The organism is Sporosarcina sp. P1 (genome assembly GCF_002743155.1).
GTDB lineage: Bacteria > Bacillota > Bacilli > Bacillales_A > Planococcaceae > Sporosarcina > Sporosarcina ureae_B.
In genome coordinates this window covers 20,786-45,964 of the sequence record NZ_PDYS01000012.1, presented here as the reverse complement: position 1 = coordinate 45,964, position 25,179 = coordinate 20,786, and the positions used below count along the sequence as shown (strand labels likewise).

The 25,179-nt window shown below is 42.4% G+C and carries 24 protein-coding genes, 1 pseudogene and 2 riboswitches; of the genes and pseudogenes, 4 read left to right on the top strand and 21 right to left on the bottom strand.

From position 1 onward, the window contains the following. Window positions 1-35 precede the first annotated feature (35 nt). The 6 genes from CSV73_RS11995 to CSV73_RS11960 all read right to left on the bottom strand — a co-directional run bounded on the left by CSV73_RS11995 (window position 36) and on the right by CSV73_RS11960 (window position 5,957). Window positions 36-668: a PspA/IM30 family protein gene (locus CSV73_RS11995; RefSeq protein WP_099627703.1), complete on the bottom strand. Its 633-nt coding sequence runs from the start codon at window positions 666-668 to the stop codon at window positions 36-38. 15 nt (window positions 669-683) lie between these two features. After that, a complete protein-coding gene (locus tag CSV73_RS11990; RefSeq protein ID WP_099627702.1) occupies window positions 684-1,028 on the bottom strand; it encodes a lmo0954 family membrane protein in 345 nt (114 codons plus the stop codon). Window positions 1,029-1,810: 782 nt separating this feature from the next. After that, window positions 1,811-2,272, bottom strand: coding sequence for a DinB family protein (locus tag CSV73_RS11980; protein ID WP_099627700.1), 462 nt, complete (start codon window positions 2,270-2,272; stop codon window positions 1,811-1,813). A 55-nt stretch (window positions 2,273-2,327) separates the two neighbouring features. Continuing rightward, the gene (locus CSV73_RS11975) at window positions 2,328-2,690 is read right to left on the bottom strand and encodes a hypothetical protein (protein ID WP_085132439.1); all 363 of its coding nucleotides are present in this window, start codon (window positions 2,688-2,690) and stop codon (window positions 2,328-2,330) included. A 147-nt stretch (window positions 2,691-2,837) separates the two neighbouring features. Continuing rightward, window positions 2,838-5,111: a sensor histidine kinase gene (locus CSV73_RS11970; protein WP_099627699.1), complete on the bottom strand. Its 2,274-nt coding sequence runs from the start codon at window positions 5,109-5,111 to the stop codon at window positions 2,838-2,840. Window positions 5,112-5,267: 156 nt separating this feature from the next. Then, window positions 5,268-5,957, bottom strand: a complete 690-nt coding sequence (locus CSV73_RS11960) for a response regulator transcription factor (RefSeq protein WP_085132436.1) — start codon at window positions 5,955-5,957, stop codon at window positions 5,268-5,270. A 296-nt stretch (window positions 5,958-6,253) separates the two neighbouring features. Between CSV73_RS11960 and CSV73_RS11955 the strand changes: the two genes are divergently transcribed. Then, a complete protein-coding gene (locus CSV73_RS11955; protein ID WP_085132435.1) occupies window positions 6,254-6,436 on the top strand; it encodes a hypothetical protein in 183 nt (60 codons plus the stop codon). 110 nt (window positions 6,437-6,546) lie between these two features. Here CSV73_RS11955 and CSV73_RS11950 read toward each other — a convergent pair whose 3' ends face one another. The 6 genes from CSV73_RS11950 to CSV73_RS16615 all read right to left on the bottom strand — a co-directional run bounded on the left by CSV73_RS11950 (window position 6,547) and on the right by CSV73_RS16615 (window position 14,999). Next, window positions 6,547-7,245, bottom strand: a complete 699-nt coding sequence (locus CSV73_RS11950; protein ID WP_085132434.1) for an ECF transporter S component — start codon at window positions 7,243-7,245, stop codon at window positions 6,547-6,549. Beyond that, the gene (locus CSV73_RS11945; protein ID WP_085132433.1) at window positions 7,218-8,891 is read right to left on the bottom strand and encodes an ABC transporter ATP-binding protein; all 1,674 of its coding nucleotides are present in this window, start codon (window positions 8,889-8,891) and stop codon (window positions 7,218-7,220) included. Before CSV73_RS11945 ends, CSV73_RS11950 begins: the two co-directional genes overlap by 28 nt. Continuing rightward, on the bottom strand, window positions 8,873-9,751 hold the full coding sequence (locus CSV73_RS11940; protein ID WP_085132432.1) for an energy-coupling factor transporter transmembrane component T: 879 nt from the start codon (window positions 9,749-9,751) through the stop codon (window positions 8,873-8,875). Before CSV73_RS11940 ends, CSV73_RS11945 begins: the two co-directional genes overlap by 19 nt. A gap of 82 nt (window positions 9,752-9,833) precedes the next feature. Then, complete coding sequence (locus CSV73_RS11935; protein ID WP_099627698.1) at window positions 9,834-12,164, bottom strand: S-layer homology domain-containing protein; 2,331 nt, start codon at window positions 12,162-12,164, stop codon at window positions 9,834-9,836. A 79-nt stretch (window positions 12,165-12,243) separates the two neighbouring features. Further along, window positions 12,244-14,352, bottom strand: a complete 2,109-nt coding sequence (locus CSV73_RS11930) for a DUF4430 domain-containing protein (protein ID WP_099627697.1) — start codon at window positions 14,350-14,352, stop codon at window positions 12,244-12,246. 144 nt (window positions 14,353-14,496) lie between these two features. Then, a riboswitch (cobalamin riboswitch) is annotated at window positions 14,497-14,681 on the bottom strand. A gap of 141 nt (window positions 14,682-14,822) precedes the next feature. Continuing rightward, window positions 14,823-14,999, bottom strand: coding sequence for a hypothetical protein (locus CSV73_RS16615; RefSeq protein WP_099627696.1), 177 nt, complete (start codon window positions 14,997-14,999; stop codon window positions 14,823-14,825). 370 nt (window positions 15,000-15,369) lie between these two features. Between CSV73_RS16615 and CSV73_RS11920 the strand changes: the two genes are divergently transcribed. Next, window positions 15,370-16,857: a glycine betaine uptake BCCT transporter gene (locus CSV73_RS11920; RefSeq protein WP_085132429.1), complete on the top strand. Its 1,488-nt coding sequence runs from the start codon at window positions 15,370-15,372 to the stop codon at window positions 16,855-16,857. 48 nt (window positions 16,858-16,905) lie between these two features. Here the strand turns inward: CSV73_RS11920 and CSV73_RS11915 are convergent, their stop codons facing one another. From CSV73_RS11915 to CSV73_RS11885, 7 genes are all read right to left on the bottom strand, one after another. Next, window positions 16,906-18,186 carry an O-acetylhomoserine aminocarboxypropyltransferase/cysteine synthase family protein gene (locus tag CSV73_RS11915; RefSeq protein ID WP_099627695.1) on the bottom strand — a complete coding sequence of 427 codons (1,281 nt, stop codon included), beginning with the start codon at window positions 18,184-18,186 and terminating at the stop codon, window positions 16,906-16,908. Window positions 18,187-18,327: 141 nt separating this feature from the next. Further along, a riboswitch (SAM riboswitch) is annotated at window positions 18,328-18,431 on the bottom strand. 325 nt (window positions 18,432-18,756) lie between these two features. Continuing rightward, window positions 18,757-19,533 (bottom strand): sulfite exporter TauE/SafE family protein, encoded by a 777-nt coding sequence (locus tag CSV73_RS11910; protein ID WP_099627694.1) that lies wholly within the window; start codon window positions 19,531-19,533, stop codon window positions 18,757-18,759. A 57-nt stretch (window positions 19,534-19,590) separates the two neighbouring features. Further along, window positions 19,591-19,818, bottom strand: a complete 228-nt coding sequence (locus tag CSV73_RS11905) for a sulfurtransferase TusA family protein (RefSeq protein WP_085132426.1) — start codon at window positions 19,816-19,818, stop codon at window positions 19,591-19,593. 56 nt (window positions 19,819-19,874) lie between these two features. Then, window positions 19,875-20,996: an MBL fold metallo-hydrolase gene (locus CSV73_RS11900; protein ID WP_099627693.1), complete on the bottom strand. Its 1,122-nt coding sequence runs from the start codon at window positions 20,994-20,996 to the stop codon at window positions 19,875-19,877. After that, window positions 20,993-21,571 carry a sulfurtransferase TusA family protein gene (locus CSV73_RS11895; RefSeq protein ID WP_085132424.1) on the bottom strand — a complete coding sequence of 193 codons (579 nt, stop codon included), beginning with the start codon at window positions 21,569-21,571 and terminating at the stop codon, window positions 20,993-20,995. Before CSV73_RS11895 ends, CSV73_RS11900 begins: the two co-directional genes overlap by 4 nt. Before the next feature lie 44 nt (window positions 21,572-21,615). Beyond that, complete coding sequence (locus CSV73_RS11890; protein ID WP_085132423.1) at window positions 21,616-22,095, bottom strand: DsrE/DsrF/DrsH-like family protein; 480 nt, start codon at window positions 22,093-22,095, stop codon at window positions 21,616-21,618. A gap of 90 nt (window positions 22,096-22,185) precedes the next feature. Next, entirely contained in the window at window positions 22,186-22,449 is a 264-nt protein-coding gene (locus tag CSV73_RS11885) for a metal-sensitive transcriptional regulator (protein WP_085132422.1), read from the bottom strand. A 287-nt stretch (window positions 22,450-22,736) separates the two neighbouring features. On the opposite strand from CSV73_RS11885, the gene CSV73_RS11880 reads away from it, so the two are divergent. After that, on the top strand, window positions 22,737-22,958 hold the full coding sequence (locus CSV73_RS11880; protein ID WP_029053955.1) for a DUF2187 family protein: 222 nt from the start codon (window positions 22,737-22,739) through the stop codon (window positions 22,956-22,958). A gap of 147 nt (window positions 22,959-23,105) precedes the next feature. After that, window positions 23,106-23,756 carry a LysR substrate-binding domain-containing protein gene (locus CSV73_RS11875; RefSeq protein ID WP_158232350.1) on the top strand — a complete coding sequence of 217 codons (651 nt, stop codon included), beginning with the start codon at window positions 23,106-23,108 and terminating at the stop codon, window positions 23,754-23,756. Here the strand turns inward: CSV73_RS11875 and CSV73_RS11870 are convergent. Together CSV73_RS11870 and CSV73_RS11865 are read right to left on the bottom strand one after the other, a co-directional pair. After that, window positions 23,745-24,161 (bottom strand): annotated as a pseudogene (locus CSV73_RS11870) (EamA family transporter). The gene CSV73_RS11875 and the pseudogene CSV73_RS11870 overlap by 12 nt on opposite strands. Further along, window positions 24,154-25,071: a LysR family transcriptional regulator gene (locus CSV73_RS11865; protein ID WP_085132420.1), complete on the bottom strand. Its 918-nt coding sequence runs from the start codon at window positions 25,069-25,071 to the stop codon at window positions 24,154-24,156. The pseudogene CSV73_RS11870 and the gene CSV73_RS11865 overlap by 8 nt, the downstream one beginning before the upstream one ends. Window positions 25,072-25,179: the final 108 nt, after the last annotated feature.

Genomic DNA, 25,179 nt, shown 5'->3' with positions numbered 1-25,179 from the left:
CTCGATAGAGGAAGCGCGATGCTTCCTCTTATAGTTTACACAATATCTTGAGATTTTGCGTTAGATTTCTCTAAAGAATCTAGACGTTGCTCCATTGACGAGTGCGTTTGCGGCGTTCTCGTTCTTCCACCCAGATTTTCGATGTACGAATGCAAGTCATCAAGCGTAGAAAATGACTGATCGGGCTTAACGAATCGATCCATTTTTTCTTGCGCGCGTGTCACATTCTCTTTGCCCATCAATTGTAACTGGCGAACACGCATATCCTTCACGCGATGCTTCATCTCTTCAAATTTCCGTTCCAATGACAGCAATTCTTTCGTAGCGTCTTGGATACTCGTAGACAAACGGGCAACTCGTCCTTCATATGCTTCTACTTCTTCTTGAGCGAACGCGATCAACTCTGCATCTCCTGTCACTTCAGCAAGTTCTAGCTGACGACGACGTTTCATCGCCATCAAATCCGCGTCCTGACATTCGGTTTCTAATTCTTCTTTCAGTCTTCCTTGACGTTCAAGCAACTTACCGATTTCCGCTGTTTGCTTTTGCGCATCTAGGAAATACTGATTCAGTAACTCCAGCGGATTTTCTTTCTTCTGCGGCTTATCCATCAAACCATTCAACTCTTCTTGTACTGTATATTTCAATTTGTGCCAAAATGCGTTCATAGTGCATCTCTCCTTTTATTTTGTCAGTTCATTCCACTGGCGTTCAAAGTTTGTGAACGGGTCATTAGATATGACGTTCGAATTTACATTGCGGTCTTTCCATTTGCGATATACATAATAGACTCCAATCAATGCGATGATCCCGATGAATGCGCCGATATTTGAAATCGAGCCGATTACACTAATGATCAAAACCGTCATCCAGACTACTTTCGCGAACATCGACTGGCTCTTTCTCCAGTAGTGGTAGCTAACCAGTGCGATCGCTCCTGTTACGGCTAAAACAATGATTGGACCTACGTTTAGCGCTAGAATTAAACCTGCTATAATGCCTAGTAAAACTAATCCAAGTTTCTTCATGTTGATGTCCTCCCTTCATTTGTATCCTTAGTTTATAATGAATTCCCACTTTCTCCGACGGTCCCATAGCGGATTTCTTACTCAGACTTAAGGCTGAGTGTGAGTAGGTACAGAAACCAGAATACTTTTGGCAGTAAAACTAATTCGCGCAGGCACGTGGGGGATTGCCGTTATACCTGCGCTAACTATTTAGGTTGAGTTTTAAAAGGGCTAGCAAACCGGGAAATTGCGAATGTTACCCAACTTAGAAACGCATTTGGTAGAACAACTACTCGGCTGCTGGTCTTTGTCACTTCTGGTTGAGGACGTCGCTCGACTGGTTGTTAGGTACTAAAATTAGCGAGGGTATGCTTTCTGGACCCGCGCAGGCACGTGGGGGATTGCCTCCAGCCCTGAGCCAGCTGGCGATAGTGCCCGCCAGTTGTCTCAGGGCCACGGCCTACCCCGCAGTTGTGCCTGCGCTATTGTGGGAAAGTGAATTCGTTTGTGTTTCTAGCAAAAAAACCAGCAACATTGTGATACTAATCATTTATTTTTTGCGAATGAAGTGTATTAGCTTCCCTACACAATCTAACGAAGGCGCCTGCTGTGGTAGGCGAAGCAAGGAGACAAAGACAGGCGAACTTCCTGTCTCTGGCTCCTTGCGAAAGCCATCCACCAGCGCCGAAGTGAGGACAATGAGTTTTCTACTTACACCGCAAGCAAAACAAGAAACTCCTACCGAAACACAAAAAAGCTGCTCAAGAAATCAATGATGATTTCTCAAACAGCTACATCGGATTTTACTTATTCGCTTTAATTAGGCCATCAATCAAACCTGCATGCAAACCTTCATGCCAAGTAAGAAACTGCAGAACTTCATCGACAGTTTCCATCGTAATGAATTTACCGATAGAAAGCGGTGTACTCAATCGATGGGCCAGCTGTTGTTCGGTTAGTTTCGATATACGCTTGCTTTGGTCTTTCATCGCAGCGATTAACTCCTCTTCAGCTGGAGGACTACTCGGCCAAGTAGATGGACTCGTTCCTGGCGCGAAGAATTCAGTCCACTCTAACTTATCGACTGGGTAGTCATTCAGTGCGCGGTGAAGAAGATCTTCAGTTAATGAATAGATATGTCCTACATTCCACCGTACAGTATTAGAAAAACCTTCAGGTTGAACGTCCCACGCGTAATCGTCTGCACGTTTAATGAGACTTAATGTATAACCTCTCGCCATGTAGAATTGTTGCAATGCACCCATTCACTCCACCCCTTCTTCTAACCTAAAAACAGCCTTGCACTTAGGCAGGCTGACTTTACGATGGATTCTCTTCTTGCTTTTTAATATTCTTATGCTCATTCCACTGGTCATGCGCTTCATGGTTGTATTCACGATTATATTCTTCCTGATCTCCATACGGGAACTTTTCACCGGGTGTCAGATCATGATAATTTTGGCTTGGTGATTTATTTTGACTGTATGCGGAGGGTTTATGTTCTCCCGTTTCATCCTGTGCATTTTCTCTAAATGCTACACTTGAATCAGAATCTGCTGGATCGGCAAGAGGTAGTTCGTCTGGTACTACTACGTCTTCTACTACACCCTTTTGTTCATTAATCTCTTCCAATTTCGGAGTTAGATCTTTTTTGTTTGGATACTTTCCGTCAACGATTGTCATATAACCATTCCTCCCTTTCATGCAGCCAAGAATCAATAGACCACACTCTCTATACATACCCGTATTCGCCATAAACTAAACTAATTCCTTTTTAATTTTTAAAAAAGAGTAAGACAGGAATTTCCTCCCATCTCACTCCACACCAATTTACCCACCTACGACATCAATCGTCACTTTGAATAAATCTCCATCCACTTCCACTTCCATTCGACCGCCATGCAACTCGACAATAGATTGAGCAATAGCCAGCCCGAGACCCGAACCTTCCGTTTGTCTGGACTCATCGCCTCTCTTAAAGCGTTCGAATAATTCATCCGTATTGTCTGTAAGTTCATATTTCGCGACATTCTTCAAGATGATACGTGCATTCGATCCGACTTGCTGAAGATTGACGTACACTCGCGTACCAGGCAGCGAATACTTCCACACATTGATGAGCAGATTATCAAGTACTCTCCACCACTTCTGACCGTCTACCATCGCAAACACTGGCTCTTCAGGTAAAGTAGTTCGAATATGCAAATCTTGATCAACGAATTCTTCCGCGTGTTCTGCCAATGCTTGTTGTATCAACTGATTCAAATCCACACGTTGCTTCACCATTTCTAAATTACCGCTTGCCATTTTGGATACTTCAAATAAATCTTCAATGAGCGTTTTCAGGCGCTGGGATTTCTGATCCAGAATGCCGACGTATTTCGCGCGTTCTTCCGCAGTTAACGTCTCATCTTTCAATAAATCCGTATACGTAATGATTGAAGTAAGCGGCGTCCGTAAGTCATGGCTGACATTCGTAATTAGCTCTGTTTTTAACCGCTCACTTTTCGCTTGCTCATTAATCGATACGCGAACACCTTCGCGAAGATTATTCAAGTTCGCTGCATGTTTCGCAAGCTGTGATGTACCTTTGACGGGGATCGCTTGCGTCAGATGACCCGCTGCCATATCATTCGTTGCAGCCAATATACGAGTTAAATAAGCTGTTTTTTTCACGAAAATGAATAATGCTGGTAGCGCGACAAACAGTACACAGAAAAAGTAGATGATTAGGAACGTCGGTTGCATGAATCCACCAACCAAGCCTATGCCGGCAAGGAAAAAGATCATCAGTAACAACGATAACTGTACACCGATCGTACGATTGCTGAACGTGACTCTAATATCTTTCGCAAATTGCATCGTGAAGCTTTCCTGCCAATCCTTCATCAGTCGTCCAGGTTCGCGGTATAGTATAAATAAATGAACAACTTGAAACGCCAATAATGAAGTAAACAGTACACCAACCAGCAAGAAACTGACGGTGATATTACCGATTGTCCCCAAACTTAGGTACCTAAACTGATTGAAGATATTGTAGATAGCCGATTGGAAATAAAGTGTCAGAATAAACGTAGTGAACAGTAAAAAGACTACTTTCACATCGATTTTCCAGCGTGAATACGTGGTAACGAATCTTGACTGAAGCACCCACTCTTTCTGAAACTTCATAACTGTAAACAATGCCGCGAGAGCAAGCACACCGAGAATCCACAATACATATATCATATATTTTCCACGAATGAATTGATCATTTTCCTTGGCCATTTCCCCTGACACTGTAGCATCCGCAGGAATAATAACTGTTCCTTCGAAATATTGCGTAGGGTTGCTGATTCCTTCTACATCATCTGTGAAGGTTGAGTCGTGTTCCATTGAATAATCAAAGTAGTCATCGTCATACGCCGTGCTGGTTCCTTCTACGTCATCTGTGTACATTGAGTCTTGTTCCATTGAATAATCGGAATAGCCATTGTCATACACAGCCGAGTTCGCCCTGAAATATCCTGTTGCATCAGTAAATTTTTGATGAAAGAGTGCCGTTACCTCGACATCTCCCCGAGAAAATCGTTCGCCCGTTTCAATATTAACGAGATCGTAGGCAATCGGAATATTCGTTTCCTGGCTATTTTCTGTCTCATTAATTTGACGCGCTAAAGCATTTGCCTTTTCCAAACGAATTTTGTCTTCCACGTAATGATCGCTTTTAAAGTTCTTTTGAATGTCTTCCAATTTCATATTCCGCTCTTTAACTAGAGCCAATAGCAAGGTTTCATTTTTCTTGCTTTTCGCATCCGTAATTCGTTCATCATATTGTTGCTGAATATTATCAAGCTGTTCAGAAAGTGTACCGTATCGCTGTCGGTACTCTTCAATTTCATCCCGTGAAACCACTAATTCTTTCTCCGCTTTTTTCAGGTCAATTGGATTAAGTACGGTAGTCGACAGATTATCATATACTTGTTCCATTCTGTAAGTAAATTCTTCTTGATCAGTAAACGACTTGCCAACAAGCTGCGGCGCATAATGAATAATGGACGGCAATGCGATCACTACAAGCGTCACGAGTGCGGACCAGATGGCCAATTTTATATTTTTGTTCATTACACGGTTCCTCCTCTAATAATTCGTCCGAAGTAATGAGTCGCTAGGTTTACTCGTTCCCAGCCGTCCAGGAAAAGATCCACTGTATAGGAGGCGCAGTACAGTAGGCTACCCAGAGCTAACGTAATCGCAATGATTGACCCAACCAAGCCGTTTCTATTTTTCAATTTTGTAGCCAACGCCCCACACCACCTTTACATACTGCGGATTTTTCGGATCCGCTTCTATTTTCTCTCGGATCTTTCGGATATGCACCGCCACAATATTTTCTGCGTTATATGCCTGTTCATTCCACACACGTTCATATATTTCATTAATTGAAAATACGCGTCCTGGATGTTTCATCAGGAGTTCCGTGATTTTGAATTCAATTGGAGTCAGCCGAACCGGTGTCCCATTTACCGTCAACTCCTTCTCTTCTTCATTGAGGACAAGTCCGTTTACTTCAATTACTTTTTGTCCTTCATACGTCCCCAGCATTACATACCGGCGAAGTTGTGACTTCACACGAGCCATCAGTTCAAGCGGATGGAATGGCTTCGTGACATAATCATCTGCACCAACTGACAACCCATGTATTTTGTCAGAGTCTTCCACTTTCGCACTTAACATGATAATGGGGATATTCTGTACTTCCCGTATCTTGAATGTTGCCGTGATCCCATCCATATTCGGCATCATAATATCTAAAATCAATAAATGGATTTCATTCAACGCCAGCAACTCTAGCGCTTCTTGACCATCTTTCGCTTTCAGCACATGATATCCTTCATTTTTCAAATAAATCTCAATTCCCTCACGGATTTCCTTATCATCGTCTGCTACAAGCACTGTAAACTCTGCCATATACGTCACCCCGTCTCACTAATACCTTCATTCTACCACCCTACTCTTAACAAAGACTGAGGATAAATATGAAGAAAATCTTAAGATAGATTTGAATGAATTCATTTGCGCTCATTATACTGCTTCAACCGCTCTTAAAAATTCACAAGTGCTCATAGAACATGGACAAGCGCTCTATCATGCCACAAAAGCGCTCATAGAACACATCCAACCGCTCTATGCAACGTCACAACCGCTCATAGGTGATGTATAATCTCCAATAAGAATGCCACACTTCTATAATGGAGGTGACGAACATGCCTAACAAAAAGAGTAATAAGAAGAAAAATGAGAACATGCGTGAGGAGTATGGTTTTGGATATGATCTGAGTCCTGACGATTTCGATGTAATTGGACAGAACGATGCGGCTAAGAATAAGAATGCGAACTCGAAGAAGAACAAGCAGTCGGAAGGTAATCAACCGTTTAATCCTTCGTGATTTTTAAAGGAGAAGGCATCGTTATCGCATATAATCATTCGCTTTTTACTCATTGCACACAAAAAGAGTAGCCATTTTTGGCTACTCTTTTTGTGTCTTATGTATACCAGTTAATCTGGCTGCTCATACAGCAACCCATACTTCCGCTGAATGCGTTGCAAAATCTTCATCCAACTTGCTCCAAATACACAAATGAAAAATACATTGGATAAGGCATGCGCGAGATCAAAGTAGATACTGGAAGCAAAAATCCCGGCAACGTATTTCCAAGAAAGTGCTTCAATATTCCCTACAATAACCCACGCATTCATGACCCAGCCGAAAATATAGCCCCAGACGAAACCAAACACACTTTTCCCCCAAAGCGTCTTCATAAACACGGTATTACGTAATAGTCCCGCAGTCATTCCCATCATGCCCCACGCATACATTTGCCATGGAGTCCAAGGCCCTTGCCCGAGAAAAAAATTTGAGACAATAGCAGCGACAGCACCGACGATGAAACCTGACTCCGCACCAAAGACTAACCCTGCCATAATGATAATGAAGGAAGTTGGCTGAATGCTCGGAAGTCCGGCAAATGGAACACGCCCAACTGCTGCGATCGCTGCAAGCATTGCCAGCAAGACCACTTCCCTTCCTCCTACATCCCGCCACTCAAAGCGAGCGAAAAACGGAATCATAATGGCCGCGATCATGATGATACTCAGTAATAAATACGCTCTGTAATGAAAGAAGACGATCGAAACGACAAGTAAAGACAGTAATACTAAAGAAACAATCAGTAAATACTTTCGCGAACGACCCATGTCGCCACAGCCTCCTCATACGTCAATACTTCAGGCTGTTTTGTTTCCCGCGTCGCGCGATTGATCGCCGTCGTGTAGAAATAATTGCCTTTGAATAATTCATCTGGCGTACCGTCTGCTGCGATTTCTCCATCAAACATCATGGCACAACGTTGTGCATAACTCGCTGCAAAGCCGATGTCATGCGTCACCATGAAAAGGGTCAGTCCGTCTTGCTGCAAACTATACAATAACTCACCTAAATGCTGCTTCGAAACCGGATCCATCCCTTTCGTCGGTTCATCCATGAACAACATTTCGGGTTCACCTAGCAAAATACAGGCAAGTGCCGCTTTCTGGACTTCCCCACCTGAGCAGTCATACGGATGACGCGTACGTAAATGGGAAATACCGAACGCTTCAAGCAAATGATGCATCCTTTCCGTTAAATTGGATAGCTTCAAGCGCTCACCAATAGTCTGCATTTCTTCTTCTATCGTTTGCTGAACAAAATACGTTCTAGGATTTTGTGGCAAGTAGGCAATTTTTCCAATCCACTCAGAATCCTTCATTTTCCGCATATCTTGCCCATTCAAGCGGACTTTTCCACGTTGCGGTTTTATACTGCCGAGACTCGTGCGTAAAGCAGTCGTTTTCCCACTGCCGTTTCCTCCAACCATCGCAAAAAATTGACCTTTTGGGATACGTAACGTAAAACTTTTCAAGACGAATGGTGCTTTCTTTTCGTACCGGAAAAACACATCGTCCATCTCGAGTATCCATGGCTCTTTCGATCGATTGGATTGCGCTTCAACAGGCGCAATTTCATGCTCTTCACGACCGATCCACTGCTTACATTCTTTCACCGTAAGAGGAATCGCCGTAATAACAGGTTTCTCTTCAAACTCCATATATAGTCGTGCGAATGTAGGTACGTACGGAAAAAAATGTGTTGCTTGATCCATATATAATTCTCCAATGACTTGGCGACTATCCCCTTCATACCTAATCTGACCGGATTCCACCAGTACGACTCGGTCCGCCACTGCAAACAATTCTTCCAAACGGTGCTCGACTAATACAATCGTCATCCCCGTTTCTTTATTTAAACGCTCAAGCATCAGTACCAACTCTTTTGCCGCCACCGGATCGAGTTGTGATGTCGGTTCATCAAGCAAGAGAACGCGCGGCTTCATAAGTAGTACCGACAGTAGATTTAACAACTGCTTCTGACCACCAGACAGCTCGGAAGGCTTTGCATTCAACAAATCCTCCACTCCGAAAAAGTGCACCATTTCCGCTACCCGTTTACGCATTTCAAAAGTAGAATACCCTAAGTTCTCCAATCCAAAGACAATCTCTTGCATCACTTCATCCATGACGATTTGATTGTCTGGATCCTGGAAAACATAACCGACTTGCTCGACCATCTGCCGCTCTTCCCACTCATTGATCAGTTTACCTTTATAGAGAATTTCCCCTTCAAGTTGTCCCGCCGGTGTCAATTCCCTCTTCAATACCTTCAGTAAAGTCGTCTTACCACTGCCACTTGCGCCTCCAATGACGAGGAATTCTCCTTCATTAATAGAAAGTGAAATATCTTTCAGCACATGCTGATCTGTATTCGGAAAAGAAAACGAGACGTGATTCAAATTGAATAATTCCATTTCAGTAGTTCTCTCCCTTCTACAAGTACTGGAAACAGTGCCATGGCCATGCCGCAAGCGAATACCGCGAAGTCAAGCAATGATAAATGCAATGTACCAAGTTCCGGATACATGACGATCTTTCCATAGCCCATCAATCCACCCGTAACGCACATGACGAAAACCACGATTAAATAACTTAACCACTGTTTATCCGACTTCGTCATCCGGTATGGAATATATGGACGCCTTTTACCAGATCCATATCCCCTTGCTTTCATAGAATCCGCAGTCTCCACAGCTTCTTCCAATGACCATGACAGCAGAATTTGTAACATTGACATCCCACTCTTCGCACGCTCACGTACTGTTCCCTGTGTCATCGTCAAGCCTTTCAGACGTTGGACATCCTGAATTTCAGTCAACCGCCTTTTCAGCAAAGGCACAAAACGGATGGACATCATAATTAGAAATGCAGTCCTCGGCACGATTCTTGCGAAAATATATAATATTTTATTACCGTTCAAGACGAGATTCAACGAAACGAATAACAAAAGAATCATCAACAACGACATCGCTGTCACGACACCATAGAGCATCGCTTCTAGCGTCACTTGTTTTCCAAAGAGATGAAAGAACACATGCGTTCCTCTTGAATTAATAAATGGATTGAGCACAATGATGAGCACAGTCATAGTCATCATCAACGGCATCCACTGCTTCATAGCCTGTCCGCCATCATGCGAAAGATTGACCGCAAGTAATGCAAGGCAACCGGCTAACAGAAAGATCGGATGATTGAAGAACATCGCAAAAAAACCAATGCAGATATAATAAAAGAACATCACGAAAGGGTGAACTGCGTGTATTCCATTGCCCATAACCCTTCCCCCCACTAGCCTATCAAGATACTATACGATAAAGACAGACAATCTTGCACCGCGTGTGTGCAAGATTGTGTGATCATTTGGTATTCAAAAACTCTATTAACATTTTCATAGCATGTGCACGAGATGTAGAGTTACTTGGCATAAATTTGCCATTCTCTCCATTTGCCATCTTCAAATCATATAGCATGCTCATCGCTTTTACAGCCTCCATATTGTATGAATGAATATCACGGAAAGGTGCTACTTGCTTGAACTTATACACTTCACCGTTCTTCACTTCATACGCACGGTATAACATAAGCGCCATTTGTGCACGCGTCACTTGTTGTGTCGGCATGAACTTACCGTCGATCCCTTTTATTAAACCATTATGGTATGCAGCTGCAATTTCTGCTTGTGTACTTGCGGCATACTTTTGTGTATCTACGAACGGTGCTTTCTTATCCGTCTTTAAATCCAACGCACGAACTAAAATAGATACTGCTTGTGCACGCGTCAGTGATTGATTCGGCTTAAACGTATTGTCTTTATAGCCACTCGCTATTCCTTGCTCTACTGCTTGCGTAATATAATCCTTTGCCCAGTGTGTAGTAATATCCGTGAACTGTGGAGTCGGAGTCGGGTCAGGCATTGGATCTGGTTTAGGGTCAGGTTTCGGATCTGGATCAGGTGTTGGTACAGGATCTGGCTTTGGTGCTGGGAGAACAGGTACATCTTTGAAGTTGTATAATACACCTTTGCCTTTTGTGAATAAATCAAATGCTACTAATGCTTGCAACGCTTGCTCCGTTGCCATAGCATTCGAACGACTATCTCCTGCTGTATGCTGGAAGCCGCCGTCAGATGTTTGGAAACTCAATAGGTGATCAATCAAGTTGATGCCATTTTTCGTGAACATCGGTATACGCGGATCGATTTGATTCGCAGTCAGACCGATGATGACTTGTGACGTCGCTTCACTTGAAATACCACCGACGAATGCTTCGTCAAATCCACCTGTTGGACCTTGTGCATTTGCCAGGAACTTCACTGCACGATCCATCGCTTTACGAACTTCCGGCTGATCTGTATACGGCGCAATACCGATCAATGCCATCGCCGTAATGTCATAGCTTGTCGATCCTTCCTTACTCGTCGCCAAGCTCCACGATCCGTCATCTTTTTGGTATTTCAATAATTCCGCAACTAGTTTTTCACGTGTCCATTTCGAGTTGTTTGGCACTTGGTAATCTCTTGAATCAAGTGCAATTAACGCGAAAATGATTCCGTTATTCCCTTGGTATGTCAGGCTATCAGCACCCGTCATATGCTTTTCGCTATTCACAATTTTGTCAATTAAGTTAAAGCCTTTGCCATCTGCATTCGTCGGATCAATACCGATTGCTGAAGCCGCCATGGTTAAACGCTGTACATCCGTAATCTTCATACGACCTTTGCCAGACCTGCTAATCACTTGGTCTTGCAAATGTTCATAGAATTCTTTTGTATAGGAAGCAGGTACTTTCTTACCTGCTTTCACCAGTCCAATTGCCTGCCATTCACTGTCGATTGGGCCTGCAAGCATTTGTGCACTTGCCTGGCTAATCGCTGAATTGACAAGCTTTGAGTAATCTTTAATCGATGGTGATTCTGGTTCTGGTTTTGGATCCGGCTTCACTACCGGAGGCTCTGGTGGTGGATTCGGATTAGGTTCTGGATTGGGTAACGGGTTCGGTTCAGGATTAGTATTAGGTGCATACGTCACCTTCACTGTTTTTGTAACCGTATCATCCTTCTTATCCGTTGCCTTTAAGACAATGTTGTTCTCGCCACTCTGCAACACGGTATTTACTGTGTTCCCTGTGACTACTGCTGGTTTGCCGTTTACAGTTACTGTAGGTTGAAGTGCTGTTCCGAAATAACTCGCTGCATTTACTTGGAAGGAAAGAGCAGACTGTGTAACTGTTGCTCCCGATGTAACTCCTGACACAGAGATTTTCGGCTCCAAGTCCTCTCGGAAAGGAAACAGATCGGCGTTTAAATCCTTACCTAAGTCAATCGTATATTTCCACTCCACTTTATCGCCAGGGATGAGCTTGATGACACCCGCTCCACGATTCGGGAAGATGCCGTTAACGCTGTACATCCAACCGCTGCCTTGTCCACGATCGAATTCAAATACGCCTTGGATCCCTTCGACATATGCACTTTCATGCTCTCCCCCACGATATGACATCGAAATATTATTAGCTTTAACACTGCGTTTTAGTACGCTTAGAACCGTATCGCCTTCTTCTACGGCCACAGTTGACAACGGCATCGGAACTTCCGTAGGAGAAATCGTAATAGAATGCTGTAGCGTCTGCGTTGCTTGATTTTCATAAATCGGCATCGGTTGCTCTGCAAATGAAGGAGAAACCGGCATGAGGATGGCGGCACTCGCTAATGCGAATGCTGCCGTTATTTTTGTGAAGTTTTTAATAATAGAAATAACGCATACCTCCTTATTTAATGATGAATAGTTGTCGAGCTGCTTGTTTTAATGTTTTTCCTTCTGTAGAGACGGGATCAATCACAACTAGAGAATACAACTGCCCTTTCTGATAGTCTGTTTCAGGTGTAACGGTAGCTTTTAAACCATTCGCTTTTACGGTAACTGGCACACGCTTACCTGTTACATCTTCTACATAGATTTTATCCAGATTCTCTTTTGAATCTTGTATTTCTTCGTTAAACGTGACTGTAAACGCATGAGATGGTGCCACTACTTTCGCATCGAAATAGCGATATGGACGATCATTATCTACTATGAATACTTTTTTCGCCCCTTCAGGAATCCTTGTTTCTTTTTGGGTACCTTTTTCTCCAGCTTGCACAACATAATACCCTTCAATCATTTCGGTATTTTCAATAAAGATGGAAGACCAAGCTTCATTTTTGTTTTTCTGCACATGTAGAAGGCTATTATTCACAATTCCTTGAAGAGTTGAATGACTTGAAACTTCAAGTCGCATGGGTTGATCCGAAAAATCATATAATCGGCCTTCACCTTTTGTGAATAAATCAAATGCTACAAGGCCTTGAAGCGCTTGCTCTGTAGCCATACCATCTGTCGAACCTGTTACAGTATGTTTGAAGCCTCCATTTTCTGTTTGGAAGCTTAGCAGGTGATCTATCAAGTTGATGCCATTCTTTGTAAACTGTTCACCTTGTGGATCGATGTTATTGGCTGTCAAACCAATGATAACTTGTGAAGTTGCTTCACTAGAAATACCGCCTACGAACGCTTCATCAAATCCGCCGGTAGGACCTTGGTTTTTAGACAAAAATGTCACGGCTTTCTCGATAGCTTTGTTGACGGCTGGTTGTTCCTTGTAAGGTGCTAAACCAATAAGTGCCATCGCCGTTATGTCATAGCTTGCAGAGCCTGTATTGCTTGTAGATAAACTCCATGCACCGTCATCTCTTTGATAACTTAAAAGGGATGCGACTATTTTTTCACGATTCCATCTTGCATCTTTTGGAACTTCATAGTTTTTTGTATCGAGTGCAATCAATGCGAAAATTAAACCATTCGTTCCTTGGCGTGTCATAGTATCTACGTTTCTTATATCTATACTGTTATAGATTTTATCGAGTAAATCTATACCATTGACGTTCTTAGGGTCTCTCCCTATCGCTGCCGCAGCTATCGTCAAACGTTCTGCATCTGTTATTTTTAGTCGTTCTAAGTTATCAACAATTTGTTGTTGGACATTATTATCAAATACGGCTTCATAGCTGTTCGGAACAGCTACCCCTGCTTTTGCTAAACCAACTGCCAACCACTCGCTCGATACTGATTTACTCAGTATGTAATCTGTAACTTTTTCAATTGCTTCGGGTACACGCGTTTGACTTGCCACTACAGTAATGTGTAGTGCTTCCGCTGCTTTTCCTACAACTGTTGCTTTAGCAGCATTAAGCGTGAAGTTTTCATGTTGTACGGTGCCTTCCAATTGAATCGTCACTTGCTGATCTGTGTCTTGAGTAATTTTAGAAATAGTCAATCCCGATTGTCCGACAGTCCAATATTCCGATTCTAGCGCTGCCGGTGTAAAAGTATCACCTATAAGATTCACTGTAATCGCAGGGTTGTTACTACCTTCTACAAGACTAGTAGGTGTAGAAAGGGCTGCCCAACGACTGTAAAAGAATTTCACTTGATCAGTATTTTTTAATACATATGCAGCAGCACCAATAGCAGGTGCTTGTCCGTTTATTGTATAATTCCAGCCATCCCAGCCACCTAATGACCCTGCTTCTTCATTATTAATGGAAGTTACATAAGCTCCAAAATCACTTTCTTGAACAGTGTAATGGACGCTCTTACTATCTAGTGCTTTCTTCAATGCCTCTAAAGCATTTTGCCCTGCTGTAACTTCAATCGCTTCTTTTAAAATTACTCCCGATAAACCTTCTACTTCCACATCTACCATGTAATTAGCGGCTTGCGGACTTACTTCACTTTGTTGGACATCCGTGGTAGCTAAAGCAACTGAACTTGTGACAGGCAACAGCATCATTACTGCTAGTAAAACACTTGCGATGATAGATACATAACGCTTAAACAAATGGTTTCCCCCTCATACTAGTATCATAAATTGAACGTAAAAAAGCCCTTGCCTCCAGAAAGAGACAAGGGCACTATGTATAGGCAGACTTCGGCTAATGACTTAGTAAATCCGATACAATATGCATACCTCTTCCTGGGAGGCGTAACGCATGGTATTTTGGCAAGTCTCCTGACTTATGGATCATCACGTCTTCAACCTTCCCAGTATTTCACCAGTGGTATTTTGAAGATACTTCCCATTTACAGTGGCCGGACCGTACAGGATTTTCACCTGTTTCCTTTTTCATCTTTACAATAATGCAAAGAACCAAAATATTCTATTCAATTTACAACTAGTATATCACAAGCACACCCGCTATTTTTTGTTATTTCAAATGAATAGTATAAAAGACCGATGAAAAGAATCTCTCATCAGTCTTCTTGTGAACACTATCTATTACTTCATACGCTATATAAGGGAGTGTAAACTTATAGCTCCTGATAATCTCGCTGATAGACTCCGCCGTCTTTCACTTCTGCATGATAAAGTGCTTTCAATGCAAAGCTTTTCTCCAGCTCATGCTCTTTCATAATCGCTTTCAATTTTCTATTTAACTCTGGGCTATGCTTTACGAGCTGCAGCATCTTAGGTTGTGAATATTGCACGAAAATCTCCTCCTCATTTCTTTCGTTTCTATAGTATAACATGGCTATGGTTTTTATTGTGTGAAGTGAAATCATTCGTTAGGGTGGAAATCACCCATACGTTTCATGTATACTGTCACAAGCACAAGCTGATGATTCTGGGCAAGTACATGAATGACACTACAGAACCAACTTACATATTGGACGAGAAGGAAATTTCTCTCGTCTTTTTTATTTGTATTTGCGATTAATCCGGCAATAAACCGACATTTTTCAGCGTTTACATGAGCGGCAAAACGGGTATTATCAAATGTATGTGTGCAATTTTATTCTACGGTTTCGATTATGTACTTAGCTCATTTCTCAGACTACGTTCAAAAAAGGAGGAACTATGAAAAAAACTTCTATAACATTTTACATTACATTAGTGGCCGTCATATTGGCAGTGGGATACGGCGTCATTGCCCCTACACACTTCGAAGAAATCACGTCCGCTATTAAGGACTTTATTTCGGATTCATTCGGCTGGTATTACTTACTGACCGTCTCCATGTTATTCTTCATTTCGGTATTCTTGATATTCAGTCCGATCGGGAAAATCCGATTAGGAAAGGATAATGACAGACCGCAGTTTTCCATGTTTTCATGGTTAGCGATGTTATTTTCCGCTGGTATGGGAATCGGACTCGTGTTCTACGGGGCGGCCGAACCTCTTTCGCATTACGCAGTAAGTCCTGCTACAGAAGCTCCTGAAACAAAAGCTGCTTATAAAGAAGCAATGCAGTCGACATTTTTCCATTGGGGTTTCCATGCTTGGTCTGTATACGGTATGACCGCTTTAGTATTGGCATATTTCCAATTCCGCAAAGGACAACCTGGATTAATCTCCGTTACACTTCGTCCAATTTTTGGTGATCGAGTAGATGGAAAGCTCGGCACAGTCATTGACGTCTTCGCTATTTTTGCCACCGTTTTCGGTGTGGCGACATCACTTGGCTTTGGAGCTGTCCAAATAAACGCCGGGCTCAATTACTTATTCGGTGTATCAATAGGCTTCTGGTCCCAATTCTTTATCATTGCAGTGGTAACAGTATTATTCCTTATATCTGCGTGGAGTGGACTTGGAAAAGGAATTAAAATTTTATCCAATGCCAATATGATTTTAGCTTTGGCATTGTTAATTTTCATGATCGTGCTTGGACCAACTTTATTGATTTTCAACATGTTCACGGATTCCATTGGTGGCTACCTGGAAAATCTCATACGTATGAGTTTCCGTACTGCACCGCTCACCCCTGAAAATCGTACTTGGCTAAATGGGTGGACTCTATTCTACTGGTCTTGGTGGATAGCTTGGGCACCATTTGTCGGGATGTTCATTGCCCGCGTATCAAAAGGTAGAACGATTCGCGAGTTCATGATTGGCGTACTAGTTGTTCCTACTGTGTTGAGTATGATCTGGTTCACAGCATTTGGTACGACAGCAATTGAAACGCAAAAAGCTGGAATTGTCGACTTGGCTGCAAGTGCAACTGAACTGACAATCTTTGAGATGTTCAGCGAATTGCCTTTGTCATTCGTCATATCAGTCATTGCCATTTTGTTGATTACATCGTTCTTTATCACTTCAGCGGATTCGGCTACATTTGTGCTCGGCATGCAGTCGTCATATGGTTCATTGACTCCACCAAATAATTTGAAAGTTGTATGGGGCGTAATTCAATCTGCCATCGCCATCATTCTATTATATGTCGGAGGATTGGATGCACTGCAAAACGTCATCATTATTGCCGCTTTGCCATTCTCCATCATCCTCATTATGATGGTTGTCTCGCTGTTCAAATCACTAAAAGATGAAAAGAAACGAATAAAGCGTTAGTAGAGAAAAGAACACCATCGCACTAGCGACGGTGTTCTTTTTCATATATTAGTTTGCCACTTTTTCGATTGCTTGCTTCAAATCGGCAATAATATCCTCTGCTGACTCCAACCCTACAGATAAGCGAATTAGCTCTTCACTAACGCCTGAGTCTTTCAAGTCTTCCACAGACAACTGCTGATGAGTTGTGGATGCCGGATGAATGATTAATGACTTCGCATCTCCCACATTCGCTACATGAGACCAAATTTCTACATTGTCGATTACTTGTCTTCCTGCATCGCGTCCACCTTTAATACCGAATACGATAATTGAACCGTAGCCATTTTTTAAATATTTATTTGCCAATTCTACTGTTGGATGATCTTCTAGACCTGTATACGTCACCCATTCTACTGCCGGATGTTCTTGCAGGAATGCAGCAACTTTTTGTGCGTTTTCATTGTGGCGAGGTACGCGCAAATGAAGTGTTTCCAAACCTTGCAACAAGTTGAATGCACTATCTGGTGACAGACATGGGCCGAAGTCTCTCAGCAATTGTACACGTAATTTCGTTGCGAAAGCTGCAGCAGCTGTATCGATTCCGTACCGTAAGCCATGATAGGATTCATCCGGCTCTGTAAAACCAGGGAACCTACCTTGCGTCCAGTCAAATCTCCCTGCATCAACTGCCACACCACCGATTGTCGTACCGTGTCCGCCAATCCACTTTGTCGCGGAATGAATAACTACATCGGCACCATACTCGATCGGATTTGATCCATAAGGAGACGGGAATGTATTGTCTACTAACAATGGAAGTCCATTTTCATGTGCGATGTTCGCAACGGCTTCTACGTCAAGAACTTGCAAACTTGGATTACCGATTGTTTCTGCAAACAACGCTTTCGTTTTATCTGTAATAGCTGCTTCAAAGTTCTTTGGATCTGACGCGTCAACAAACTTCACTTTGATGCCATAGCGGGGTAATGTCACAGCGAATAAGTTGTATGTACCGCCGTAGAGATTGCTGGCTGCAACGATTTCATCACCCGCTTCAGCAATGTTCATAATAGAGAATGCAATTGCCGCCATTCCGGAAGACAGGGCAACTGCCGCTGATCCGCCTTCTAGCTGGGCTACACGCTCTTCAAATACGGCTACCGTCGGATTCGTAATTCTTGTATAGATATTGCCCGCTTCTTTCAAAGCGAATAAGTTTTGTGCATGCTCCGTGTCTCTGAACACATAAGAAGTCGTACGATGAATCGGCAACGCACGTGAGCCTGTTTCCGAATCTGGCTTTTGTCCTCCATGTAATAATATCGTTTCTGGCTGTAATTTCGTCATAACCATTCCCCTTTTTTCGTGTATTGATGGAACACCGAAATTCCTAGGACTAGACAAGAAAAACGCAAGACGACGATTAGCAATATATAGAAAAAAGCCTTCTTCCATAATAAGAAGAGGGCTCTGCTTTCGCTTATTCCTCCCTTATCTTCCAAACTACTGAAAGTTTGTAGGAAGTAGCACCTTTGCTTTTGCCGGTTGCCGGGCATCACAGGGCCTAATCCCTCCGCCGCTCTTGATAAGAGTATGTCTATTCGTTTTCCATCGTTGAAAAATAGTATACGGCTATTCCTAGTCTATTGCAAGGTAATTTAATAGAATGTTTCGAAATTAGTATCACTTTTAATACCTTGCAATGAAAGTAAGAAAGGTGAAGGCACCGTTGATCTGCGTTCCAGGCGGATCAACTAGTTTACTATGCCGATGGTAGTAACGTATATTGATTCCACATTTACTTAACGGGAGTCACCTGCTAGATCAGAAGTGAGTTTAATGTTGTTTCCACTTATGACTTCACCAAAAAATCGCCAGCACATGTTCGTTGAACGATGTGCTGGCGATTGTGCTTGATTAGAATATGTCCCACCATATTTTCACGGCCGAGGCGATGATCAATACGGCTAGAATGCTTTGTAATACTTTGGTGTTTACTTTCCGGCTCACTTTTACACCGATCGGAGCCGCGATGATGCTTGCGATGATCATTACGAGAGCTGGGCCATAAGGTACTTGCCCTGTTAAGAGCTTGCCTGACGCCGAGCCCACCGATGATAACAGCGTAATCGCTAGTGATGTAGCGATTGTGACGCGTGTGGGAATTTTTAGTACTACGAGCATAATCGGGACCATGATGAATGCGCCGCCAGCTCCGACGATTCCAGCTGCCAATCCAATGATAAAAGCCGCACTCGAAGCTATGAAACGATTGAATGTAATTTCATCAATCGGCTGATTGTCGAGGCCTTTTTTCGGAATAAACATCATAATAGCTGCCATGACAGCTAGAACACCGTAGATCACGTTGACGGTAGCTTCTGAAAGCATACTGGAACCAGCACCGCCAAGGACACTGCCAACTAATACACTGATTCCCATATAGAGAACGAGTGGTTTCAAGATCAAATTACTCTTTCGATACGCTAAAACTCCTGAAAGTGATGCAAAGAAAACTTCCACTGCCGTAATACCGGATACTTCATGTGGTGTAAATGCAGTAAAGCCAAGTAATGCAGGAATAAATAGCAACATTGGATACTTGACAATTGCGCCACCAATTCCCATCATACCGGAAAGGAATGAGCCCACAAATCCAATAAGGAAGATCGTGATAATAAATGGAATAGTCATGATGTCCTCCCTTCTTCCAGACGAAAGAGGGAGACAGTTATTCCCTCTATCCTCAGTTTATCCTTTTTGGATCCAGAATTTAAAGACATCAGACTCTTGTTGCTGATCTTTTATTTCATGATTACCAGAAGTAGCCCACGCTGTCAGGTCGGACACCGATCCTTTATCTGTCGTATGAATCTCAAGAACGTCTCCTGTTTGCATATCCTTCATTGCTTTCTTTGCACGTACGATCGGCATTGGACATGCCAGGCCTTTTGCATCTAAAAATGTGGTTGTACTCATATATATCTTCTCCTTTAAATTTGTTTTTTGTTTTCCATATGAATGAAAATAACTATTTACCGTACCGCACAGCGATTCGGACCAATCTCCATCTCGCGTTGCGTTTCCTCGTCAGGCTCGATTTTCCCCATGTTCATCTGGCGAATTTCCTGATATGCGTTAGGCTGTGGAGGCAAGTTCCCCGTGACTAATTCCCTGAACTCACTTTCATCCTCAATATTCAAACCGTGATTTTGCTCATACAATACACCGAGCTTTTCCGACACGCTACCGTCTTCATTCAACTCATCTATAAGCATGAAGTGAGCCGGTAGGACTGTTAAATCCTTCGATAATTCTTTATAGCGTCGATACAAAGAATCACGCAAGTCGCCTACCCAATCTTCTGCTAAACCTGCTAAGTCAGGGCGTCCAATCGAATCAATGAACAGAATATCACCTGTCATCAAATAGCTGTCGTCTACGATAAAAGAAGTCGAACCAATCGTGTGTCCTGGCGAATAAAGCGCTTGAATATCGATTTTCGTATCACCTACCTGAATAGACATATCATCCTCTAATGCAGCATATTCAAATTCTACCTCTTCGGCATCTTTCGGTGGCAGCCAATACGTCGCACCTGTGGTTTTTGCGATTTGACGACCACCTGAAATATGGTCCGCATGCAAGTGAGTATCGAATACGTTTGTAATCTTCACACCGCGTTGCTTGGCAAAGTCAGTGAACACATTTGTCATACGTGTTGCATCAATAATTGCCGCCTCTCCGCCAGACATGACCATGTAAGAGAGACATCCTTTTCCTAGACGAACGAATTGATATAGTTCGCCACCCGATTTCAAATCCGCAACCTTCACAGGCTCAAGATGCTCGCTCCATGCTTTCATTCCACCTGAAAGATAACCTACTGAGAAGCCTGCATCCTCAAGGATTTCTGCCACCATGATGGACGAACCTTCTTTCGCGCAAACTACTAGAATCTCCTCATCTTTTGGCAATTGATCTTCAATCTCTTCAATGCCATCCAATAAATCAAAGTATGGCACGTTCAAATGGCGTACTCGATCCCCTTCAATTTTCCAATCGTTGAACGTATCTGAATTTCGCACATCTAAAATGAATAAAGATTCCTTCGCAATGACTCTCTTTGCTACTTCACTTGATTGAATAGTTCTCATTTATTTATACCCCCCGTTGTATTTTCTGTCTCGCTATTCCACTCTGACATACCAGGAATGACATTAGTAACACTTTCAAATCCATTCGCCACTAATTTTCGACATGCCATATCACTGCGGTTGCCTGTTCGGCATACAACGAAAATTTTCATGTCCTTATCCAAGTACGCCATGCGTTCTTCCAATTGGCCAAGTGGTATAGATAAGGCACCTGGAATATGAGCAAATGCATATTCCGCTTCTTCACGGACATCTAGTAACACAGCGTTAGGTTGTTGCAGTTGGTCCATCAACTGGCTGTTATCAACTGTAACCGCATATTCTTTTTGTGACTGATCTTCCCGACCTGATTTTCGTACAAAGTGGCGCCACACATCGGCTTCCTTCACATGACCGACGTATTGATGCCCCACGCTTTCCGTCCATGCCTGTAAATCTGCAGTAGTACCCGAATCTGTAGACTGAACTTCGAGCACTTGACCGTCTTCCATATCCTTTATCATTTTTCTCGTCTTCACAATAGGCATCGGACAAGCAAGACCTTTTGCATCTAAAACATTATCTGACTGAATCATTTTATTCCTCCCATACACCCTAGGGTATTTATTTTCATAAAAAATTAAATAAACAAGTTTACTTGACCATCTTGCGCTTCTCCCAAGTAAGCCGCTACACCGCCATATTCGACTTCTTTAAGAAGTTCTTCCTCACCAAGTCCTAGTAAATCCATCGTCATCGTACAAGCGATCAACTTCACATCTTGCTCCACTGCCATATCAATTAGTTGTGGTAATGTCATCGCGTTATGCTTTTTCATCACTTGCTTAATCATCTTCGGACCCATTCCTGCAAAGTTCATTTGAGATAATCCCATTTTATCTGCTCCACGTGGCATCATTTTCCCAAATGCCTTTTCAATAAAGCTTTTATTACTTTTAATAGGTTCATCTTTTCGCAATGCATTCAATCCCCAGAATGTATGAAAAATGGTTACCTCATGATCGTACGCAGCTGCGCCGTTCGCGATAATATAAGCTGCCATCGCCTTATCATAATCTCCACTAAATAATACAATCGTCGTTTTCTTTTGCTCCGTCATATTCTCATCCCTTTCTTTTGGAAAGCCACTTTGTTAAATACCTATAGGGGTATATTATATGTTATAAAAAAAAGAGTCAAGCGATGTTGCTCATCGACTCTTTACTAGAAGATCCACTGCTTCTTTAATGATGGATTCATGCGTACGTTCATCTGCTTCATCTAAATTCTCCATGCAGGCAATCAAATTCGAACTCACGATTACACCAATTGTACGATCAATAGCAGAACGACTGGCTGATAATTGCGTAATGACTTCTTTACAATCCTTACCCTCTTCCATCATACGCAAGACACCTTTGATTTGACCCTCTAGACGTTTTAACCGATTCTTGACTTTGTCATCGTACTCCATATCGTTCAACCTCCTTACTGTTAGCTTTATATTATACCCCTACAGGTATAATGTCAACCGATTGATTTGCACGTATTTCGTACTATCCTATCTTTGGCGGCGGCACTAGTCAACTTCCAAACATGATTCTACGCAAAACTTGCTCATTCGACATAATTCTAGTATGATGATTAATTTCTCAAAATGTGTTATACTAGTTCTAGTAAGCTATTGTACGTACTTTTCGTCTAATTTTAATGACAAATTACGACAGACTAGATTCCACACTACTGAAGGAGTTGATTCGATTGGCATTTCCACGAAAAGATCGTCCAGTTTCTGATTTTGTAGCATCACGGTACGTAGACGAAGTTATTTCTTTCAACCGTAATGAACATGAAGTTTCCGGAACTATACACAAGATTCTCGAAAACTCCGTCATTGTGAAGATTTCTGAAGAAGACGCAGAAAATATTGGAGCAGCTTCCAACATGACTGTCGTCGCACACAAAAATTACACAGTTTTATAATTGTATGTTCGATGCCTTGCAGATTATTGCAAGGCTATTTTTTCACACAAAATCAGCCCATTTACTAGATATCGTGGAACCTGTGGTGGTTTTTAAATAACACCCGCAAGACGATTACTATATAAACGCACATTGGAGATGATTGATTTGACAGATCGTAGAGAGGTAGATTCAATGCAAGCAACGGCACTAAAAGGAAACTTGCGCATTGCCGCTTCGCCGGTTATTTCGCAAGCCATTTTACCCGACGTCCTCACTCGCCTACATGCGAAGTATCCCGACATGCGACTGGAACTGACGACTGCGCCATCTTCTGAAATTACGCAATTACTAAAAAGCCATAAAACCGACATCGGTTGCAGTGAACTAGACAATTTACCATCATCTAAAGCATTTATGCAAGATGAACTATTACTCTTTGCTTCCATTAAACATCCGTTAGCACATAAAAAAAGCTCATCAATCCTTGATTTGCAAAATACACATTGGATCTTGCCTGACACGAAAGATCCTAGCCGTCCATTAATTGATCAATCGCTTAAACAATACGGCATACTAGTAAATCCCACTATCATAGACTCACCGGAAAGCATCAAACAAGCCGTTCTTAGTGGACTAGGCATCGCTATTTTGTCGCGCTTTAGTTGCAAACATGAACTTGCAAAAGGCGAACTAACCATACTCGATTATAAAGTGGCACCAATCAAACGTACTCTTTATACAGGAACCCATTCTAACACGAAGGAAGTACAAGCATTCCACAGCGAACTCCAAGCCTATTGCCGTCTATGGCAATAGACGGCTATTCAACTCTCGCTTACTGCGCCAGTTCACGAGGAATATCCCCAAAACTGATGAGCAATCCTCCTAAAATCAATGACATAGACAACTTCTCGTCTAACAGAATCCATCCTGACAAAGTCCCAAAGAACGGTGCTAGGAACAGAAACGCACTCGTTCTTTCGGGATTTCCTGTCTGCAATGAACCGATTAGGACAAGCCACTTCCACTCTCCAACTGTTTTAGGATGGGTTTTTTTCATTACTTTCACAACTACCACCATGATGGCTCCTGCAATGGTAAAACGCCATGCTACTAGTAATACTGGTGAAGAATATTCCAATCCGATTTTCCAACAGCAAACGAAGACCCCATTAAAGCAGTCGTAATGACAACTAAAATGCCGAATAAACATTTATTCATCCAGTTCTCCTTCTTTCCACTTTACAGAGGAGTCACGTTGCATTTGCATATTGCTTACTAACATCTCAATAGCTGGTGGCATATATCGTTTTTTCAAATACGTGAGATAGACTGTACGTGTCAACGTCTTCGAATGTATTATTTTACTTACAATTGTAGGATCGGGTCCGTGTGCAAAATATTTTTGTGGAATCATTGAAATTCCGATATTCTCTCGTATTAGCTCCACAATCGTTTCAAAGCGCTCTACTTCATAACATATATTCATTCGCACTCCTTCTTCGGCAAATGCAGCAAAAATGTCTTGACTAGTTTGCAATCCAACACTCGTAACAATGAATGCCTCATCTTCCAGATCGGCTAGCGTAATGGTATCCTTGCTTGCCAATCGATGTTCCGGATGCATGACAACCGCTAATTGCTCTTGATACAAAGGAATCGTAACGATATCCGGAGCCTTTATATATTGATTTGTCAAACAAACATGGACAGCGTACTGACGGAGCGCTCGCTCAACATCCCCACGGTCTAACACCTCAATTAACTTCACATGCATCGATGGAAACTCCTGGCGGTATGCATGTAATATGGAAGGAAGCCAATTTTTCACTGATTCGATCACACCGATCTGTACACTTCCACTGCCTGTCCACTTCACTTCTTTAATTTCTTGCTGTAGAATATCTATCTCATGGAGAATCTTCAATGCACGCTCATAAACCACATTACCCGATTCTGTCAGTTGGACACGTTTGGTCGTACGTTCAAGTAACTGAAATCCTACTTCACATTCCAAGTTCTTGATCGCTTTACTGAGCGAAGGTTGTGAAAGATGAAGTTTTTTGGCAGCTTCTGAAAAACTAGACTGTTGCACCACCATCACAAAATACTGCAATCGCTTCAATTCCATTCATTTCACCTCCACTTATAACCTTTATGCATGAATATATGAACAACATGTATTAGAATTAATAAGTACAAACCATTATAGTAAGAATATCACGTTGGAAAGGATGAA

Coding starts and splice junctions, on each gene's coding strand:
- CSV73_RS11995 (WP_099627703.1), bottom strand. CDS start 668: ATGAACGCATTTTGGCACAAATTGAAATATACAGTACAAGAAGAGTTG.
- CSV73_RS11990 (WP_099627702.1), bottom strand. CDS start 1,028: ATGAAGAAACTTGGATTAGTTTTACTAGGCATTATAGCAGGTTTAATT.
- CSV73_RS11980 (WP_099627700.1), bottom strand. CDS start 2,272: ATGGGTGCATTGCAACAATTCTACATGGCGAGAGGTTATACATTAAGT.
- CSV73_RS11975 (WP_085132439.1), bottom strand. CDS start 2,690: ATGACAATCGTTGACGGAAAGTATCCAAACAAAAAAGATCTAACTCCG.
- CSV73_RS11970 (WP_099627699.1), bottom strand. CDS start 5,111: ATGAACAAAAATATAAAATTGGCCATCTGGTCCGCACTCGTGACGCTT.
- CSV73_RS11960 (WP_085132436.1), bottom strand. CDS start 5,957: ATGGCAGAGTTTACAGTGCTTGTAGCAGACGATGATAAGGAAATCCGT.
- CSV73_RS11955 (WP_085132435.1), top strand. CDS start 6,254: ATGCCTAACAAAAAGAGTAATAAGAAGAAAAATGAGAACATGCGTGAG.
- CSV73_RS11950 (WP_085132434.1), bottom strand. CDS start 7,245: ATGGGTCGTTCGCGAAAGTATTTACTGATTGTTTCTTTAGTATTACTG.
- CSV73_RS11945 (WP_085132433.1), bottom strand. CDS start 8,891: ATGGAATTATTCAATTTGAATCACGTCTCGTTTTCTTTTCCGAATACA.
- CSV73_RS11940 (WP_085132432.1), bottom strand. CDS start 9,751: ATGGGCAATGGAATACACGCAGTTCACCCTTTCGTGATGTTCTTTTAT.
- CSV73_RS11935 (WP_099627698.1), bottom strand. CDS start 12,164: ATGCCGGTTTCTCCTTCATTTGCAGAGCAACCGATGCCGATTTATGAA.
- CSV73_RS11920 (WP_085132429.1), top strand. CDS start 15,370: ATGAAAAAAACTTCTATAACATTTTACATTACATTAGTGGCCGTCATA.
- CSV73_RS11915 (WP_099627695.1), bottom strand. CDS start 18,186: ATGACGAAATTACAGCCAGAAACGATATTATTACATGGAGGACAAAAG.
- CSV73_RS11910 (WP_099627694.1), bottom strand. CDS start 19,533: ATGACTATTCCATTTATTATCACGATCTTCCTTATTGGATTTGTGGGC.
- CSV73_RS11905 (WP_085132426.1), bottom strand. CDS start 19,818: ATGAGTACAACCACATTTTTAGATGCAAAAGGCCTGGCATGTCCAATG.
- CSV73_RS11900 (WP_099627693.1), bottom strand. CDS start 20,996: ATGAGAACTATTCAATCAAGTGAAGTAGCAAAGAGAGTCATTGCGAAG.
- CSV73_RS11895 (WP_085132424.1), bottom strand. CDS start 21,571: ATGATTCAGTCAGATAATGTTTTAGATGCAAAAGGTCTTGCTTGTCCG.
- CSV73_RS11890 (WP_085132423.1), bottom strand. CDS start 22,095: ATGACGGAGCAAAAGAAAACGACGATTGTATTATTTAGTGGAGATTAT.
- CSV73_RS11885 (WP_085132422.1), bottom strand. CDS start 22,449: ATGGAGTACGATGACAAAGTCAAGAATCGGTTAAAACGTCTAGAGGGT.
- CSV73_RS11865 (WP_085132420.1), bottom strand. CDS start 25,071: ATGGAATTGAAGCGATTGCAGTATTTTGTGATGGTGGTGCAACAGTCT.